General features: G+C 70.9%; 15 protein-coding genes. 10 read left to right on the top strand and 5 right to left on the bottom strand.

What is annotated here, in order from left to right; all coding sequences use genetic code 11:
- Window positions 1-13: 13 nt before the first annotated feature.
- The 3 genes from ABZV38_RS15860 to ABZV38_RS15850 all read right to left on the bottom strand — a co-directional run bounded on the left by ABZV38_RS15860 (window position 14) and on the right by ABZV38_RS15850 (window position 3,559).
- A complete protein-coding gene (locus ABZV38_RS15860) occupies window positions 14-1,990 on the bottom strand; it encodes a GAF domain-containing protein (protein WP_356327380.1) in 1,977 nt (658 codons plus the stop codon).
- Between the two features lie 46 nt (window positions 1,991-2,036).
- On the bottom strand, window positions 2,037-2,870 hold the full coding sequence (locus ABZV38_RS15855) for a 3-hydroxybutyrate dehydrogenase (RefSeq protein ID WP_030926035.1): 834 nt from the start codon (window positions 2,868-2,870) through the stop codon (window positions 2,037-2,039).
- 158 nt (window positions 2,871-3,028) lie between these two features.
- Window positions 3,029-3,559 carry an aldo/keto reductase gene (locus tag ABZV38_RS15850; RefSeq protein WP_356327462.1) on the bottom strand — a complete coding sequence of 177 codons (531 nt, stop codon included), beginning with the start codon at window positions 3,557-3,559 and terminating at the stop codon, window positions 3,029-3,031.
- A 259-nt stretch (window positions 3,560-3,818) separates the two neighbouring features.
- Between ABZV38_RS15850 and ABZV38_RS15845 the strand changes: the two genes are divergently transcribed.
- The gene (locus tag ABZV38_RS15845) at window positions 3,819-5,294 is read left to right on the top strand and encodes a PHB depolymerase family esterase (protein WP_356327379.1); all 1,476 of its coding nucleotides are present in this window, start codon (window positions 3,819-3,821) and stop codon (window positions 5,292-5,294) included.
- Between the two features lie 82 nt (window positions 5,295-5,376).
- Here ABZV38_RS15845 and ABZV38_RS15840 read toward each other — a convergent pair whose 3' ends face one another.
- Both ABZV38_RS15840 and ABZV38_RS15835 read right to left on the bottom strand, forming a co-directional pair.
- Window positions 5,377-5,610: a ferredoxin gene (locus ABZV38_RS15840; RefSeq protein ID WP_356327378.1), complete on the bottom strand. Its 234-nt coding sequence runs from the start codon at window positions 5,608-5,610 to the stop codon at window positions 5,377-5,379.
- The gene (locus ABZV38_RS15835; protein WP_356327377.1) at window positions 5,610-7,091 is read right to left on the bottom strand and encodes an aldehyde dehydrogenase; all 1,482 of its coding nucleotides are present in this window, start codon (window positions 7,089-7,091) and stop codon (window positions 5,610-5,612) included. Before ABZV38_RS15835 ends, ABZV38_RS15840 begins: the two co-directional genes overlap by 1 nt.
- A gap of 218 nt (window positions 7,092-7,309) precedes the next feature.
- Between ABZV38_RS15835 and ABZV38_RS15830 the strand changes: the two genes are divergently transcribed.
- The 9 genes from ABZV38_RS15830 to ABZV38_RS15790 all read left to right on the top strand — a co-directional run bounded on the left by ABZV38_RS15830 (window position 7,310) and on the right by ABZV38_RS15790 (window position 18,019).
- Window positions 7,310-8,347, top strand: a complete 1,038-nt coding sequence (locus ABZV38_RS15830) for an MBL fold metallo-hydrolase (protein ID WP_356327376.1) — start codon at window positions 7,310-7,312, stop codon at window positions 8,345-8,347.
- 225 nt (window positions 8,348-8,572) lie between these two features.
- The gene (locus ABZV38_RS15825; protein ID WP_356327375.1) at window positions 8,573-9,592 is read left to right on the top strand and encodes a LacI family DNA-binding transcriptional regulator; all 1,020 of its coding nucleotides are present in this window, start codon (window positions 8,573-8,575) and stop codon (window positions 9,590-9,592) included.
- A gap of 78 nt (window positions 9,593-9,670) precedes the next feature.
- On the top strand, window positions 9,671-10,957 hold the full coding sequence (locus ABZV38_RS15820; protein WP_356327374.1) for an extracellular solute-binding protein: 1,287 nt from the start codon (window positions 9,671-9,673) through the stop codon (window positions 10,955-10,957).
- A gap of 8 nt (window positions 10,958-10,965) precedes the next feature.
- Window positions 10,966-11,865: a sugar ABC transporter permease gene (locus tag ABZV38_RS15815; RefSeq protein ID WP_356327373.1), complete on the top strand. Its 900-nt coding sequence runs from the start codon at window positions 10,966-10,968 to the stop codon at window positions 11,863-11,865.
- 4 nt (window positions 11,866-11,869) lie between these two features.
- Window positions 11,870-12,733 (top strand): carbohydrate ABC transporter permease, encoded by an 864-nt coding sequence (locus ABZV38_RS15810; RefSeq protein WP_356327372.1) that lies wholly within the window; start codon window positions 11,870-11,872, stop codon window positions 12,731-12,733.
- Window positions 12,734-12,740: 7 nt separating this feature from the next.
- Window positions 12,741-13,820, top strand: coding sequence for a glycosidase (locus ABZV38_RS15805; protein ID WP_356327371.1), 1,080 nt, complete (start codon window positions 12,741-12,743; stop codon window positions 13,818-13,820).
- Entirely contained in the window at window positions 13,817-15,064 is a 1,248-nt protein-coding gene (locus ABZV38_RS15800) for a Gfo/Idh/MocA family oxidoreductase (protein ID WP_356327370.1), read from the top strand. Before ABZV38_RS15805 ends, ABZV38_RS15800 begins: the two co-directional genes overlap by 4 nt.
- Window positions 15,061-16,665, top strand: coding sequence for a glycoside hydrolase family 13 protein (locus ABZV38_RS15795; protein ID WP_356327369.1), 1,605 nt, complete (start codon window positions 15,061-15,063; stop codon window positions 16,663-16,665). The genes ABZV38_RS15800 and ABZV38_RS15795 overlap by 4 nt, the downstream gene beginning before the upstream one ends.
- Complete coding sequence (locus ABZV38_RS15790) at window positions 16,658-18,019, top strand: phosphomannomutase/phosphoglucomutase (protein ID WP_356327368.1); 1,362 nt, start codon at window positions 16,658-16,660, stop codon at window positions 18,017-18,019. Before ABZV38_RS15795 ends, ABZV38_RS15790 begins: the two co-directional genes overlap by 8 nt.
- Window positions 18,020-18,089: the final 70 nt, after the last annotated feature.

The raw sequence follows: 18,089 nt of genomic DNA, 5'->3' as shown, positions 1-18,089 counted from the left end.
CCACCCGGGCCGGCTACCGCTCCTGCCCACCCGCCAACAAGTTCAACCGCAGCGCCAGCTGAAGCTCCAGCGCCCGGTCCGGCTCGTTCCAGTCCCGCCCCAGCAGCACCTGGATCCGCTCCAACCGCTGCACCACGGTATTGACGTGCACGTGAAGCTCGTCCTTGGCGCGAATGAGGCTGCCACCGGCACCGAAGTACGCGCTCAGCGTGCGCACGAGATGGGTGCCACGCTGGGCGTCGTACCGCAGCAGCGGACCCAGCGTCGCGTTGACGAAGCCGTCTACATCCTGCGCGTTGCCCAGCACCACGCCGAGGAAGCCGAGTTCGTCGACGCACACGCCCTCACCCGTACGCCCCAGCACCCGCATCGCACGCAGGCAGCGGGCGGCCTCCCGGTAGGCGGCGGCCAGCTCGCGCGGGCCGCGGGCCGGCCCGGTGGCGGCAACGGTGACGGGGGCCTGGACGAGCTGGCCGAGCTGGGCCGCCGCCGCCCGCGCCGCGTCACCGGCGCCCGCATCCTCGTCGCCGCACGCGACCAACAGCACCACCGTGCCCGCGTGTTCGGCGCTCACCCCGTGGATGTCCCCGCCGAACAGGTAGCGCAGAGCGGCTGCGCACAGCTTCTCCCGGGCGCTCGCCTCGGCCACCAGCAGCAGATGCGGGCGGTCCAGGTCGATGCCCAGGCGGCGGCCGCGCTCGGCGAGTCCGGCCGGGTCGCGTTCCACGTCGGTGAGCAGGTCGGTGATCAGCTCGCCGCGTATCCGGTTCTCGGTCTCGGCGACCGTGCGCCGCAGCAGGAGAAGGAGACCGGTGACCACGGCGGCGCGTTCGAAGAGCCGCCGGTCGGAGTCGTCGAGCCGGCCGCGCTGGTGCAGAACCAGTTGGGCCAGGAGTTCCTGCCCGGCAAGTACGGCGCAGATCCACCGGCCGTCGCGGTGCACGGCGCGCGCTCCGGTGCGGGACTCCTCGGCGGTCTCGGCCAGCCACCCGGCGTCCATGCTGTCGGCGGCGAGGCCGGTGCCGTCGGGCCGGACGGCCGCCAGCGGTCGCCCGCCCGGGTCGTGAATGGTGAGCGGGGAGTCCAGCAGCCCCGCGACGGCCGTCGCGACGTCCTTGACGTCACCGCCGCGCAGCACCAGGTCGGTCAGCCGGTCGTGCGCCTCCTCGGCCCGCTGCATGGCGGCCGAGTGCTCCCGCACCGCGGCGTTGGCCTCGGCCAGCTCGGCGTTGGCGCCGGCGAGTTCGTCGAGGGCCGAGCGGGTGTCGGCAAGAGCGCGGGCGGTGTCGATCGCGATCGCGGCGTGTGCGGCGAGCGAGCAGAGCAGGGCGACCTCGTCGGGGCTGAAGACGCGCGGCGCGCGGTCGGCGGCGAAGAGGACTCCGATGACTTTCCCCGTGCCGCCGCGGCTGGAGCCGAGGAGCAGGGGCACGCCCAGAATGGCGACGAGTCCCTCGTCCAGGACGCCGGCGTTGATGTTGCGGGTGTGGCGGAAGCGGTTGTCGGTGCGGTAGTCGGGGGTCGCGTACGGGCTCGCGGTCTGGGCGACCAGACCACCGAGCCCTTCGCCGAGCTCCAGTCGCAGCCGCTGGAAGAGGACCGACACCGAACCGTCGGTCACCCGCATATAGGTGTCGCCCGCCTCCTCGTCGGGGAGGGTGAGATACGCCGTGTCCGTGCCGAGCAGCATCCTGGCCCGCCGGACGATCGCCTTCAGCACGTCGTCCAGATCGCGGGAGGCCGCCAGATCGCCCGCGGTGTCGAAGAGCGCGGTGAGCTGGAGCTCACGGCGCCGGTGCTGGCGCAGGGCACCCCTGATCCGCAGCGCGGTGGCGGTGGCCCGCTCCACCTCGGCGAGATCGCCCGCGGGCACACCGGCGGCCCGCGCCTCGGAGGAGACGGCTCCCAGCGCCTCGGCGGGAGCGTCCTCGGTCAGCAGGTCGAGGAGGCGTCGCAGGTGGGGCGCGGCGGAGGGGGGCGGTGCAGACATGGGCGGCCATCGTTCGTCGGGGGATTCGAGGTGTACCTGGAGAGTGTCAGTGAGCGGTCCAGCCGCCGTCCATCGCGAGCGAGGTGCCGGTGATGTGCCCGGTGTGCGGTCCGCACAGCCACAGCACCGCCTCGGCGACCTCCCGGGGTTCGATGAGCCGCTTGATGGCGCTGCGTTCCAGCATCACCTTGCCCACCACTTCCTCCTCCGAGATGCCGTGCGTACGGGCCTGGTCGGCGATCTGGTTCTCGACGAGCGGGGTGCGCACGTAGCCGGGGTTGACGCAGTTGCTGGTCACCCCGTGCGGTGCTGCTTCGAGAGCGACCACCTTGCTGAGTCCTTCCAGTGCGTGCTTGGCCGATACGTACGCCGATTTGTAGGGGCTGGCGCGCAGCCCGTGGACGGACGAAATGTTGACGACGCGCCCCCAGCCGCGTTCGTACATGCCGGGCAGGGTGCGGCGCAAGATGCGAAACGGTGCTTCCACCATGACGCGGTGGATCAGCGCGAAGCGGTCCGGCGGAAACTCGTGCACGGGAGCGACGTGCTGCAGCCCCGCGTTGTTGACCACCAGGTCGGCGTCGTCCGGCAGAGTGTCGACCGCCTCGGGTACGGACAGGTCGACCACCCAGGCCGTTCCGCCGATCCGCTCCGCCAGGCTCTTGGCAGCGTCGGCGGCCTTGTCCACCACGTACACATGGGCACCCGCCGCGGCGAGTGCCTCGGCGCAGGCCTGCCCGATGCCGCTCGCCGCACCGGTCACCAGAGCGGTGCGCCCGGCCAGGAACGGATCTGCGGGCGACGGCGACGGAGCGGCGGCGCGGGGCGGGGGGACGGTGAGCGGCGCGGGCCCGTGGACCGGGCTCTGGGGAGTCTCCATGGTCGTCACCGTAAGGAGGTCGAAGCCCACGTCACACGGGGTCGGTGCACACACCGTCGTACGTCGCCATGGTGGCGGCGTACATGGTGCGGGGCGGTGCCGCGACCGTCGGTGTCCGTCGTCGGCCCGGGTCGGCCCCTGGGTCCGACGACAGGCACTCAGTGGGCGGCGTCCAGCGTCGCCCGCTGCTGCGCCGTCAGCGCCAGGTCCACCGCGGCCAGGCTCTCGTCCAGCTGCGCCACCGAGGAGGCGCCGACCAGCGGGACGACCGGGACCTCGCCGCCGATGAGCCAGGCCAGGACCACCTGGTTGACGGTCGCCCCGGTCTCCTCGGCCACCGCCCGCAGCGCCGCCTGCCGCGCCCGCGTGCCCGGGTGGTCGAACTCCGGACCGAGCGGCTTGTCCGCCCGGACGTAGGCGCCGGCCAGCAGCGGCGAGTAGGAGATGACGATCCCGTCGCCGACACCGCGGCTCCGGCGCCAGTGGCCGAGCAGCTGCTCGCTCTCCCCGCCCTGACTGCCGTCGACCCAGAACGCGTAGTTGTTCGACGTGTCGATGAAGGTGCCGCCTGCCTCGGCATACCGGTCGAGGATGGCGAACGATGTCGCTTCGTCCGTGATCGTGCCCATCAGCATGGCGCCGAGACTGAGCACGCTCACCTCGCGTCGGGTCTTCGGGTCCGTGCCGATCGTGCGTTAGCGCATGGTGGTCTCCCGCCCAACAGCCCGTCGCGGGTTCGGGCGTTGCTGACCGGGAGTCTGCATCTTCGAGCGCGCTCGATGTCCATCTCCGCTCCCCGTGGCCGCTCGCGGCGCAAGAGCCGCGCCGCACACAGCGGGGCCCGAGGGATGTCAGTCCGCCCCATGGGCCGGGGCGGCCCGGACTCGTAGGTTCCGGCAGCAGTCCGCATGTCCGCACGCCCGCACGTTCCGAACAGGGAGGCCCCCCGTGCGCCCATCGATCCTGCGACGCCTGCTACGGCGCGTCGCGTCCACGGTTGTCCTCGGCGTCGTCGCGGCGACGCTGAGTACCGTGGGCGCCGCCCTGCCCGCCGCTGCCGCCGGCGGCCTGCAGCAGGTCACCGGCTTCGGCACGAACCCCGGCAACCTGCAGATGTACGAGTACGCCCCCGCCGATCTGCCTGCGGGCGCACCCCTGGTGATCGCCCTGCACGGCTGTACGCAGACGGCCAACGACTACTACACCAACTCGGGCTGGCCGAAATACGCCGACCTGTGGAAGTTCGCCGTGGTCTTCCCGCAGACCACGTCCGCCAACAACTCGCTCTCCTGCTTCGGCTGGTTCGATCCGGCCGAGGACACCCGGGGCAAGGGCGAGGCCGCCTCCATCGTGCAGATGGTGGAGCACGCGAAGCAGCAGTACGGCTCCGACGGGCGCCGGGTGTACGTGACCGGACTGTCGGCGGGCGGCGGGATGACCGCCGATCTGCTGGCGGCCTACCCGGACGTGTTCGCGGGCGGTTCCGTGGCGTCCGGCCTGCCCGCCCAGTGCGCCACCAGCCAGGCCGCCGCCTCCGGCTGCCAGACGGGCCCGCAGAAGCTCACCCCCGCCCAGTGGGGCGACAAGGTCCGCGCCGGCTACCCCGGCTACACCGGCCCCTGGCCGCGGGTCGCCATCTGGCAGGGCACGTCCGACTACACGGTGTACCCCGCCAACGCCACCGCGCTGCGTGACCAGTGGACCAATGTGTGGGGCATCGGCCAGACCCCGTCCAGCACCGACACCCTCCCCGGCAACACCACCCGGAGCATCTACAACGACGCCTCCGGGAAGCCCGCGGTGGAGACGTACTCGATCTCCGGCATGGGCCACGGCCTGGCCGTCTCCCCCGGCTCGGGAACCGATCGGTGCGGGTCCACGGCCGCGTACTTCCTGAACTCGATCTGCTCGTCGTACTACACCGGCATCTTCTGGGGGCTGGACCAGGGCGCACCCGGCGGCGGCGAGAACCCCCTCCCGGCCCCCTCCGGTCTGACGGTCACCGGCGTCACGGGCACCAGCGCCTCGCTGTCCTGGAGCGCGGTCCCGGAGGCCTCCTCGTACGCCGTCTACCGCAACGGCACCGAGGTCGGCCGGCCCACGTCGACGGCGTTCACCGACACGGGGCTGTCCGCCGGGACCGCGTACCGCTACACGGTGGCGGCCGTCGACGGATCGGGCACGGCCGGTACCGTCTCGGCCGCGGTGACGGCGACCACGACCGGCGGGACGGGCGGCGGCGCCTGCTACACGGCGACCAATTACGCCCAGGTGGCGGCGGGCAGGGCGCACACGACGGGCGGCTATGTGTACGCCAACGGCTCGGAGCAGAACATGGGTCTGTACAACGTGTTCGTCACACACACCCTGAGGGAGTCACCGGCGGGCTACTTCGTGATCGCCGACACCGGCTGCACGCCGTAGCACCCGGCCGTCGGCGGTGCGGCCCGACGGTCCCGCGTCGGGCCGCACCTCGCGCTCACGTTCCCGCCGGAGGACGGAGGCCTCAGTCCTCCGGCGGGAACACCACCTCGCCCGAGTCGAGCAGCGTCAGCGTGATCGCCTCGACGGGACACCCCTCCGCCGCCGCGAGCACCTGCTCGTTGGCGTCGGTCTCCGGGGCGTCCGGGTGCGACTGCCGGGCGGAGTCCAGCCGGAAGCCGTCCGGAGCGTGGTTCACACACATCCCGGAGCCGATGCAGACGCTCCGGTCGACCTCCACACGCCAGCGGTCCCCCATCACGCCTCCTGCGGTCCGGGCTGCGCGGGCTGGTACCCGGCGGGCAGATGAATCATCTTGTGCTCGAAGTACTCGCCGTACCCCTCGGGTCCGAACTCCCGTCCCAGACCGGAATTCTTGTAGCCGCCGAACGGTCCGAGCATGTCGAGACTGAACGTGTTGACGCTGTACGTGCCGGTCCTGACGCGGCGGGCGATATCGATGCCGCGCTCGGTGTCGGCAGTCCAGACGCTGCCGCTGAGCCCGTACTCCGAGTCGTTGGCGATCTGCACCGCCTCCGTCTCGTCGCCGTACGGCAGCAGACAGATGACCGGGCCGAAGATCTCCTCGCGGGCGATGCGCATGGAGTTGTCGACGGAGCCGAAGAGGGTCGGCTCCACATACCAGCCGCGCTCCTGGGAGGCCGGACGGCCGCCGCCCGTAAGGATCTTGGCGCCTTCCTCCTGGCCGATCCGGATGTAGTCGAGGGAGCGCTGCTGCTGACGCCGCGCGACCAGTGGGCCGAGTTCGGTGGCGGGGTCGAGCGGGTCGCCGACCTTCAGCGCACCCGCCGCGGCGGCGAACGCCTCGGCGATCTCGTCGTAGCGGGAGTGCGGGACGAGAATGCGGGTCTGGGCGACACACGCCTGGCCGTTGATCATCCAGGCGAACGGGACGATGCCCGCGACGGCCACGCCGAGATCGGCGTCCGGGAGGATGACGGCGGCGGACTTGCCGCCCAGCTCCAGGGTGACCCGGGTGAGGCCCCGGGAAGCTACCTCCATGACCCGGCGGCCGGCTGCGACGGAGCCGGTGAACGACACCTTGTCGACGCCCGGATGCCCGACCAGGTACTCACTGACCTCGCGGTCCGCCGGAAGGATCGACAGCACGCCTTCGGGGAGTCCGGCCTCGGCGGCGATCTCGGCCAGGATGTAGGCGTCCAGGGGCGATTCGGGCGAGACCTTGAGGACGGCCGTGCAGCCGGCCAGCAGCGCGGGCGCGAGTTTGGCGGCGGCGGTGAACTGCGGGACATTCCACGGCACGACGGCCGCGACGACGCCGACCGGCTCCCGGCGCACCAGCAGCGGGCCGAGGACGCCGTCGCGGCGCTCCTCGTACGGGAAGGTGCGGGCGACGGTGATCGCCGCGTCCCACACCATCATCGCGGCGAGCGCCTGCACCATCACACTGGAGCTGTACGGGGTTCCGTTCTCGGAGCTGATGACGCGGGCGATCTCCTCGTACCGCACGGCGAACGCGTCCTTGATCCGTGTGATCACCTGGATCCGCTCGTCGAGGGACGTCCGCGGCCAGGGCCCTTCGTCGAAGGCCCGGCGGGCGGCGGCGACGGCCCGGTCCACATCCGCCTCGCAGGCGTGCGGCACCCGGCCGATGACCTGCTCGGTGTGGGGCGATATCACCTCGATGACGTCCCGGCCGAGCGGATCGACCAACTCCCCGCCGATGAACAGTTTTCCGTGTTCGACAAGCTCGGTCATGGCTGCTGCCTCCCGCGACCCGGCACGTACCGACTCCGCACCTGACTTCATACCTGACTCTGTGTCAGAACTGATACCAGTTCCAGTTCCAGGAGTCCACGGCCCCGACAGCGATCGGCCTCCGGCGAATAGTCGACCGGGGCTACTACTGGAACGAGTTCTCGTTACAGTGGGTGCGGCGCAGCAAGCCGTACGCCGGGACGAGAGATGGGGACCTCATGGCACAGGTGACCGACCACGGCGGCGGCGTGTGGTCCATCAAGGTCCCCATCCCGGACAACCCGCTCGGCCACACCCTGGTGCACGTCCTGGACACCGACCGCGGCCCGGCCCTGATCGACACCGGCTGGGACGACCCGGAGGCCTGGGACACCCTGGTCGCAGGCCTCACCGCCATCGGTGTCGGCATCACCGACATCCATGGCGTGGTCATCACCCACCACCACCCCGATCACCACGGCCTCTCCGGTCAGGTCCGCGCAGCGTCCGGGGCCTGGATCGCGATGCATGCCGCGGACACCGCGATCGTGCGCCGCACCCGCGAGTCCGAACCGGGCACCTGGCTGGCCTACCTGGCGGCGAAACTCACCGCGGTCGGCGCCCCCGAGGACCACATCGCCCCGCTGCGCGCCGCCCGCACCAGCGGGCGGATGCGCACCCTGCCCGGCCTGCGCGCCGCCCTCCCGGACCGCGAGATCGTCCCCGGAGAGCTGCTCGACCTGGCAGGCCGCCGGCTCCGGGCGGTCTGGACGCCCGGCCACACCCCCGGCCACGTCTGCCTCCACCTCGAGGAGGATCACCCGGCCCGTCTCCCCGGCCACGGCCGGCTCTTCTCCGGCGACCATCTGCTGCCCGGGATCAGCCCGCACATCGGCCTGTACGAGGACCCGGACGATGCGACGGCCACCGACCCGCTGGGCGACTACCTCGACTCGCTGGAACGCATCGGCCGGCTGGGGGTCGCCGAGGTGCTGCCCGCCCACCAGCACGCGTTCCCGGACGCCGCCGGGCGCGTACAGGAACTCCTCGACCACCACGAGGAGCGGCTGACCCGCCTGCTCGCACTGCTCGCCACCCCGCTGACGCCATGGCAGCTGGCCGAGCGGATGGAGTGGAACCGGCCGTGGGAACAGATCCCGCACGGCTCACGGAACATCGCGGTCTCCGAGGCCGAGGCCCATGTCCGCCGGCTGGTGAAGCTGGGGCGCGCGGAAGTGGTGACGGGGAGCGCCCCCGTGACGTACATCGCAGTGTGACGGGTGCGCCCACCGGCGCCCCTTTTCGGCACCCATCGGGGCGCTCAGCACCACTGGCGGACCGTGCAGAGCCTCTGCAGGCGACCCGTCCCGCGTGCGGTTTTGCACGTCCGTGGGGTATTGACTTCCCTCATTCAAACCGGTTTAGTGACGCTCACTGGATCACTTAAACCGGTTTAGTACGGGCTCACCCGCTGCCGGTCGGACTTCCCTCGAGGAGGCGTCATGGGGCAGCGGCCCACCATCGCTGATGTCGCGCGGCGCGCAGGCGTCTCCCGCAGTTCGGTGTCCTTCGCGCTCAACAACCGCCCCGGTCTGGCCAAGGAGACCAAGGCGCGCATCCTGGCCGCCGCCGAGGAGCTCGGCTGGGCGCCGAGCCGTCCGGCGCGGGCCCTGTCGCTCGGCAAAGCGGGTGCCGTCGGTCTGGTGGTGACCCGCGAGCCGGGACTCATCGGCGCAGACCCCTTCTTCCCGGCCTTCATCGCCGGCGTGGAGTCCGTCCTCGCCGAGCGCGGCGACGGCCTGGTCCTGCATGTCACCCCGGCCGACAAGGAACGCAGCGTGTACGAGCGCCTCGCGGCCGACCGTCGCGTCGACGGTGTCCTGCTGACCGACGTCCGTCAGGACGACCCGCGCCCGGCCCTGCTGACCGCACTCCGCCTGCCCGCCGTCACCGTGGGCCGCCGCGGCTGGGCGGACGGGCTGTGCGCGGTCGAGCTCGACGACCGGCCGGCGTTCGTCACCGCGATCCGGCGCCTGGCCGAGCTGGGCCACCGCCGGATCGCCCATGTGGAGGGCCCCCAGGAGTACCGGCACGCACAGCGGCGCCGCGCCGCCTGGGCAGACACCCTCCGCGAACTCGGTCTGCCCGAAGGTCCGTTGCGCGCCGGCGGATTCACCGCCGACGGCGGCGCCGCGGCCACCCGCGAGCTGTTGGCACTCGACGAGCCGCCCACCGCGATCGTCTACGGCAACGACCTGGCGGCCACCGCCGGCCTGGCCGTGGCCCAGGAGCTCGGAGTCCCGGTCCCCGACCGGCTGTCCATCGTGGGCTACGACGACACGTTGCTTGCCCGGTACACCCACCCGCCCCTCACCTCCGCCCGCGTGGACGCACAGGGCTGGGGAGCAGCGGCCGCCCGCGCACTCGACGCGGTGATCGCCGACGGCAACGCCCCCGATGTGGAGCTGCCGCCCGCCGAATTCCTGCCACGAGGCTCGATCGGTCCCGCCCCGCGCGACTAGGCGCGACCGGTCCGGTCCAAGAAGTGGCGGGGTATCCGCCCGGCAGCGAAGCCGGGCACGCACAGTTCGGAGACACTCATGCTGAGGAGAACGGCGTACGCGCTGCTCGTACTCGCGTTGTCGGCCACGGCAACGGCCTGCGCCCGGTCGGGGCCCGACACGGCCACCGCTGCCGCGTCGCGCGGTCCGATCACCGTCTGGCTGTCCAACAATGCCCAAGAGGTCGAGTGGGGCAAGAAGATGGTCGCCAACTGGAACGGTCAGCACCCCGATCAGAAGATCACGGCGCGGAACATTCCGGCGGGCAAGACCTCTGAGGAGGCGATCAGCGCCTCGATCATTGCGGGGAGTACTGCCTGTCTGGTGTTCAACACACCGCCGGCGTCCGTACCGCAGTTCGAGAAGCAGGTCGGACTGGTCTCACTGAGCGACTTCCCCGACGGCAAGAAGTACATCGACGGGCGCAGCGGCTCGCTGGCCGCCCAGTACCGCTCCGCGGACGGCTCGTACTACCAGATGCCGTGGAAGAGCAACCCTGGGATGATCCTCTACAACAAGAAGATCTTCAAGAAGGCCGGCCTCGACCCGGAGCACCCCCGGCTCGCGACGTATGACGAGTTCCTGGAGACCTCCCGGAAGATCGTCAGGAGCGGCGCCGCCAAGGCCGCGATCTGGCCCGCCCCGAGCAGCGAGTTCTTCCAGTCGTGGTTCGACTTCTACCCGGCCTTCATCGCCGAGAGCGGCGGCAAGCAGCTGGTCAAGGACGGCAAACCGCAGTTCGACACGGCAGCGGGCCGCAGGGTCGCCCACTTCTGGCGGCAGCTGTACACGGAGAAGCTCGCCCCGCAGGAGTCCTACCCGGGCGACGCGCTCGGCGAGCAGAAGACCGCGATGTCGACGGTCGGCCCCTGGGCCGTCGCGGCCTACAAGGACAGCCTGGACTGGGGCGTCGTCCCGGTCCCGACCTCCGACGGCCGGCCCGCGAGCGAGGTCCACACCTTCAGCGACCAGAAGTCCATCGGCATGTTCAGTTCCTGCGAGAACCGTGCCACCGCCTGGGACGTGATGAAGTTCGCCACGTCCAAGGAGCAGGACGGCAAGTTCCTCGCCGCCACCGGCCAGATGCCGATGCGGGAGAACCTGATCTCCGCCTATCCCGGCTTCTTCGCCGAGAACCCGTCCTACAAGGCCTTCGCCGACCAGGCAGAACGCGTCGTCGAGGTCCCCAATGTGCCCGGGTCGATCGACATGTGGCAGGCGTTCCGCGACGCCTGGACGAAATCAGTGATCTTCGGCCGTCAGTCCACCGAAACCGCCCTGCACGATGCCGACGTCAGGATCGCCAAGATCCTCGCCGAGTACTGAGGCCTGCCATGACTCTCCTGCACACCAAGGGCCCTGCCCGGCGCAGCACTTCCCGGATAGGCGCGCTCTTCGTCACCCCGTATGTCCTGTTCATCTTCGCTGTGTTCGCGGTCCCGCTCGTCTACACGGTGTGGATCTCCTTCCACCGCTTCTACTTCACCGCCCCCGGTGCCGACGCCGCCGCCCCCTGGGTGGGACTGGACAACTACCAGGCGGTGTTCACGGATCCGGTGGTGGGGCGCGCCTTCCTCAACATCCTGGTCTTCCTGGTCATCAATGTGCCGCTGACCGTGGGCCTCTCCCTGGTCCTTGCCTCGGCACTCAACTCCAAGCTGCCGTTCCGGTCCTTCTTCCGGGCCGCCTACTACGTGCCGTACGTCACCGCGAGCGTCGCTCTGGTCGCGGTCTGGCAGTTCCTGTTCGGTGGCGACGGACTGATCAACAACCTGCTCGGCGGTCTGGCCCCAGAGCCGTCCTGGCTGGTCAACTCGAACTTCGCGATGCCGGTGATCGCCTTCTTCGTCACCTGGAAACAGCTCGGATTCTTCGTGATGCTCTATCTCGCCGCACTGCAGAACGTCGGCAAGGAGCTCTACGAGGCCGCATCCGTCGACGGGGCGGGCCGCATCCGCCAGTTCTTCTCCGTCACCGTGCCGGGCGTCCGCCCCGCGACGACCCTCGTCGTCATCTACGCGATCATCACCGGCGCCAACCTCTTCAGCGAGCCCTATCTGCTCACCGGTGGAGGCGGCCCCGACCACGCCTCCACCTCCCCGGTGCTGATCATGTACCAGAAGGGCATCGAGCAGGGGCACCCCGACTTCGCCGCTGCGCTCGGCGTCGTTCTGGTGGCCGTCGTGCTCGCCGTCTCGCTGCTCGCTCGCAAGCTCACCGAGAGGGGCAACTGACGCCATGAGCACACCCACCGCCACCGCGGCCCCGCGGCTCTGGAATCGGCTGGGCCGTCCCGTCCGGCTCGCGATCCTCCTGACCGGCGCCGTCGCCTTCCTCTTCCCCTTCTACTACATGGTGGTCGGGTCGCTCCGGAAGACCACCGTCGGCGACCTCTCCTCCGCCATCCCCGGTGACCTCACCGGCGGCAACTACTCGGCCATCAACAGCGCCATCTCGCTGGGCCGTTCGCTGCTGAACTCGGGCATCATGACCGGCGGCGTACTGCTGTGCACCCTGGTCTTCGGACTGCTTGCCGGATACGCCCTCGCCCAGCTGCACTTCCGCGGCCGCGGCGCCCTCTTCGGCACCCTGCTGCTGGTCCAGATGATCCCGTTCCAGCTGCTGATGCTGCCGCTGTACGTCCTGGTCGTCCGCGACTACGGCCTCGGCGACAACTACCTCGGCATGATCCTGCCGTTCGCGATCAACTCGACCGCGGTCTTCCTCTTCCGCCAGTTCTTCCTCCAGATGCCGGCCTCGCTCTTCGAGGCGGCCCGCATCGACGGCGCCGGAGAACTGCAGATCCTCGTCCGGATCGCCATTCCGATGGCCCGGCCCGCACTGCTCAGCGGCATCCTGTTGACCTTCATCGGCCCCTGGAACGAATTCCTCTGGCCCTTCCTCGTCACCAAGAACACCGATATGCAGCCGCTGGCCGTCTCCCTGGCCAGCTTCCTCAGCAACCTTCAAGGCACGGTCGCCAACCCGACCGGCGCACTGATGGCCGGCGCCTGTGTGCTGGCCGCCCCCGCCGTGGCGCTGTTCCTCCTCTTCCAGCGCCACTTCACCTCCACCGAAATCGACTCCGGAACAAAGGGCTGAACCGCTCATGAGCACCCCCACCCCCACCCCCGCCCACATTCCCTTCCGTCTGGTCCGCAAGGGCCTCGTGATGTCGCCGCTGCCGGGCGAGTCCACGGAGGTCGAGGGCGTCCTCAACCCCGCCTCCGGCCGCACCCCCGACGGCAGGCTGCATCTGCTGCCGCGCCTGGTGGCCGACGGCAATGTCTCCCGCGTCGGCCTCGCGGAAGTCACCTTCACCGACGGGGTCCCCTCCGGCGTCGAGCGCCGCGGCGTGGTCCTCGCCCCCGACGAGGGCTGGGAGCGGGGCAAGAACAACGCCGGTGTCGAGGACCCCCGCGTCACGTGGATCCCCTCCCTCGGCAAGCACGTCATGTCGTACGTCGCCTACGGCCCGCTCGGCCCCAAGCCGGCTCTCGCCGTCTCGGACAACCTCACCGACTGGACCCGGCTCGGCCCCATCCAGTTCGCGTACCAGCCGGACCTCGACACCGACCTGAACCTCTTCCCGAACAAGGACGTCGTCCACTTCCCCGAGCCGGTCCCGGGCCCGGACGGCGAGCCGGCGTACGCGATGCTGCACCGCCCCATGTGGGACCTCGGCTGGTTCCGCCCCGGCGAGGGCGTCCACCTCCCGGCGGGAGTCACCGACGAGCGGCCCGGAATCTGGATCTCGTACGTTCCGGTCGCCGAGGTCGAGCAGGACATCCGCGCCCTCACCCGTCCGCGGCAGCACCGTCTGGTGGCCCTCTCCGAGTACCCCTGGGAGTCGCTGAAGATCGGTGGCGGTCCGGCGCCGATCCGCGTGGAAGAGGGCTGGCTGCTCATTCACCACGGTGTGTCCGGCTCCATCGACGACCCCTTCGCGCAGAACCAGAAGGTGTCCTACGCCGCCGGCGCGATGATCCTCGACCCGGCCGACCCGTCGCAGGTCATCGCACGCTCCGACCAGCCGCTGATGGCACCCGAGACGGAGGAGGAGCGCTCCGGCACCGTCCCGAACGTCGTCTTCCCCACCGCCATCGAGGAGGTCGACGGCAAGCTGTACGTCTTCTACGGCATGGCCGACGCGCACATCGGAGTCGCCCTCCTGGAGCGCACCTCGTGACGGTGCCGTCCCTCGGCCTCGGGCTGGTCGGCTGCGGATCGTTCGGGGCGTATGTCCTGGACGCCGTGGCCGGCCTGGCCGGTCTGCACATCGCTGCCGTCGCCGACCCCGAGCCGTCGCGCGCGACGCCGCTCGGCGACCGTCACGGCGTCGCCGTCCTGGACGGGCTCGACGCCCTGCTCGGCACCGAAGGCGTGGACATCATTGCCATCGCCACCCCGCCGGCCACCCACGCGGAGATGGCCATCGCCGCCCTGCGCGCCGGCAAGCACGTCTTCTGCGAGAAGCCGCTCGCCACCACCACCGAGGACGCCGCCCGGGTGCGCGACCAGGCGGACCGCTCGGCCGGCACGCTCGTCGTCGACCACGTGCTGCGTTACAACCCCCTGCTGCGCGCCGTCCAGCAGCTCATCGCCGAAGGCCTGCTGGACCCGCCCCGCCGCTTCCTCTTCGAGAACGACGCAGCCGACCAGGACCTCGGCCCCGACCACTGGTTCTGGGACCCGGAGCACAGCGGCGGCATCTTCGTCGAGCACGGCGTCCACTTCTTCGACGCGGCCCGTGCGCTGCTGGGCAGCGAGCCCGAATCGGTCCGTGCGACCGCGGTACGCCGCCCCGGCGGCCCCGTCGACATGGTGATCGCGGACGCCGTACACCCGGGCGGAGTGCTCGCCACCCATCTGCACTCCTTCACTCACGCCCACCGCTGCGAACGCCAGCTGATGCGCCTGGACCACGGCTTCGCCGAGACCCGCATCACCGGGTGGATCCCGACGTACGCCACCGTCACGGCCTGGGCGGACGATCAGGAAGCCGCGCGCTGGGAGCAACTCCCGGACAGGTCTCGCCAGTTGCTGGCCGTTCCGGGATCTCGTCCGCACGGCGGCGAGCGCATCACGGTCACCGTGCACCGTGATGCGGGCGACGCCGCCCCTGCCCGCGGCAGGGGTACGGAACGCACCGTCCCGCACCGCGTCGAGGCCGTGATCGACCTCGGCGGCGAGCCCTGCAAGCCGTATGTGTACGCGGAGAGCGTGCGGGCCGCCATTGCCGACCTGCTGCACAGCGCCGCCGAAGGCGGCGCACCGGTCGCGGATGCCTACGCGGGACTGACCGCCGTGGCCGTGGCCCGGGCAGCGACGCTCGCAGCCGAGTCCGGCACGGAGCAGAAGGTCGTCCTTCCCGCGCGGCCCGCCCCTGTTCCCGGGCCGGCCGTCGCCCTCTCCGAGGGAGGCGCCGCATGACCTGGTGGCGGCACGCCGTGTGCTACGAGGTCTACCCCCGGTCCTTCGCCGACTCGAACGGCGACGGGACCGGGGACCTGCCGGGCGTGACCGAACGCCTCGGTCACCTCAGGGACCTGGGCGCCGACGCGGTATGGATCACCCCCTGCTACCCGTCCCCCCTGGCCGACGGCGGCTACGACATCGCCGACTACACGGGTATCGCGCCGGACCTCGGCACGCTCGACGACTTCGGCACGCTCACCCGGCACGCCCACGGACTCGGCCTGAAGGTCATCGTCGACCTGGTCCCCAACCACACCTCCGACGCGCACCCGTGGTTCCAGGAGGCGCTGTCGGGGGGACCGGGCTCCGCGGCCCGCGACCGCTACCTCTTCCGCCGCGGGCAGGGACCGGACGGCGCGCTGCCCCCGAACGACTGGCAGTCGGCGTTCGGAGGTCCGGCCTGGACCCGTATCTCCGACGGCGACTGGTACCTCCACCTGCACGCCCCCGAACAGCCGGACCTCAACTGGCGCAACCCGCAGGTGCGTTCCGACTTCGCCGACGTCCTGCGGTTCTGGCTGGACCAGGGCGTGGACGGCTTCCGCGTGGACGTGGCCCACGCCCTCTTCAAGGCCGAGGGCCTGCCCGACGCGGGTCCCGGCCAGCACCAGGACCCGCTCCGTAACCACCTCATGCCCTACTACGACCAGGAGGAGCTGCACCCTCTCTACCGCGAGTGGCGCGCCCTTCTCAGCGCCCACCCGGCCCCGCCGGGTGCCGTCGCCCCGACGGGCCGTGTGCTGGTGGCCGAGTCCGCCGTCTTCGCACCGGAACGCCTCGCCCGGTACATACGTCCGGACGAAATGCAGCAGGCCTTCAACTTCGCCTTCCTGGAAGCGCCTTGGGAGGCACAGGCGCTGCGCGGCGTCATCGACGAGTCCCTCGCGGCCACCGCTTCCGTGGACGCACCCGTCACCTGGGTTCTCTCCAGCCATGACGCGGTACGCCCCGTCACCCGCTACGGATCCGAGCTGCGGGCCCGCTCCGCAGCCCTGCTGATGCTGGCCCTCCCCGGAGCCGCCTACCTCTATCAGGGCGAGGAACTCGGCCTGCCCCAGGCCGCTGTCCCCGACGACCGCATACGCGACCCGCTCTGGGAACGCTCCGGTCACACCGACCGGGGACGCGACGGCGCCCGCGCCCCGATTCCCTGGTCCGGCAGCCGGCCACCCTACGGCTTCACCACTGCCGCCCCGGACGACTGCTGGCTTCCCCAGCCGGAGGGCTGGGCCCTCCACACGGTGGAGGCCCAGCTGGCCGACCCGCACTCCACCCTCGCGCTCTACCGCGCCGCGCTGCTTCTGCGGCGCGAGCACCCGGCCGAGGCCCACGCAACCCTGCGCTGGTACACCGCTCCCGGCGACCGCTGCCTCGCTTTCCGGCGGGGCGAGTTGGGGTGCGTAGTGAATCTCGGACCCGATCCGCTGCCACTCGACACCCTCGGTCTGCCCGGCCGCCCCGTACTGAGCAGCGCCCCCCTGCACGGGCGCACTCTCCCGCCGGACGCTGCCGTCTGGCTCACCACCAAGGAAGAAAGCGGTCACTCCCATGGCTGATCTGTCACAGCTCGTCAAGGCATACGACGTACGAGGGGTGGTTCCCGACCAGTGGGACGAGTCGCTGGCGGAGCTGTTCGGGGCGGCCTTCGTACAGGTCGTGGGCGCAGAAGCGATCGTGATCGGGCATGACATGCGGCCCTCGTCGCCCGGGCTCGCGGCCGCCTTCGCGCGGGGCGCGTCGAACCGTGGCGCGGCGGTCACACTGATCGGGCTGTGCTCGACGGATCAGCTGTACTACGCGTCGGGGGCGCTGGATCTGCCGGGAGCGATGTTCACGGCCTCGCACAACCCGGCCCGGTACAACGGCATCAAGATGTGCCGTGCGGGCGCGACGCCGGTGGGCCAGGACACCGGCCTGTCCCGGATCCGTGAGCTGGTGGAGGCATGGCAGGAGTCGGGCGCACCGGAGCCGGTCGCGGTGCCGGGCGCGGTCGGTGAACGGGAGACCCTGCAGGACTACGCCGCCTACCTGCTCTCTCTGGTGGACGTGACGTCGATCCGGCCGCTGAAGGTGGTGGTGGATGCGGGCAACGGAATGGGCGGGCACACCGTGCCCACGGTCTTCGCGGGCCTCCCGCTGGATCTGGTCCCGATGTACTTCGAGCTGGACGGGACTTTCCCCCACCACGAGGCGAACCCGCTGAATCCGGCCAACATCGTCGACCTGCAGCAGCGGGTGCGTGACGAGGGCGCCGACCTCGGTATCGCGTTCGACGGAGACGCGGACCGCTGTTTCGTCGTCGACGAGCACGGCGATCCGGTCTCCCCGTCGGCGATCACCGCGCTGGTGGCTGTCCGGGAGCTGGCCCGCCACGGCGGCTCGGGTGTGGTCATCCACAATCTGATCACCTCGTGGTCGGTGCCGGAGGTGGTCCGTGAGCACGGCGGCACCCCGGTGCGTACGCGCGTCGGGCACTCCTTCATCAAGGCGGAGATGGCCCGGACCGGGGCGATCTTCGGGGGCGAGCATTCGGCGCACTACTACTTCCAGGACTTCTGGAACGCCGACACCGGCATGCTTGCCGCCCTGCATGTGCTGGCGGCGCTCGGTGGGCAGGACGGTCCGCTGTCCGCACTGGTCGCGGGGTACGACCGCTATGCCGCTTCCGGCGAGATCAACTCCACGGTTACCGACCGGGCCGGCCGCCTCGCCGCGCTCACCGCTGCCTACACCGGCCGTGAGGGAATCACCCTCGACGGACTCGACGGCCTGACCGTCACGGCAGCGGACTGGTGGTTCAACGTCCGCCCCTCCAACACCGAGCCGCTTCTCCGCCTGAACGTCGAAGCCCGGGACGAGGCCACCATGGCCAGGGTGCGTGATGAGGCTCTGGCGGTCATCAGGGACTGATCTCCTCTCCCACCGCTCCGCCCCTCCCGGCCCGCACGGGTGACGTACATCGCTGGCCCGGGCGCCCCCT

Source organism: Streptomyces sp. NPDC005181 (assembly GCF_040608395.1).
Classification (GTDB): domain Bacteria; phylum Actinomycetota; class Actinomycetes; order Streptomycetales; family Streptomycetaceae; genus Streptomyces.
Note: the sequence above shows the minus strand (reverse complement) of the source record. Positions and strands in the feature narration are given on the sequence as shown.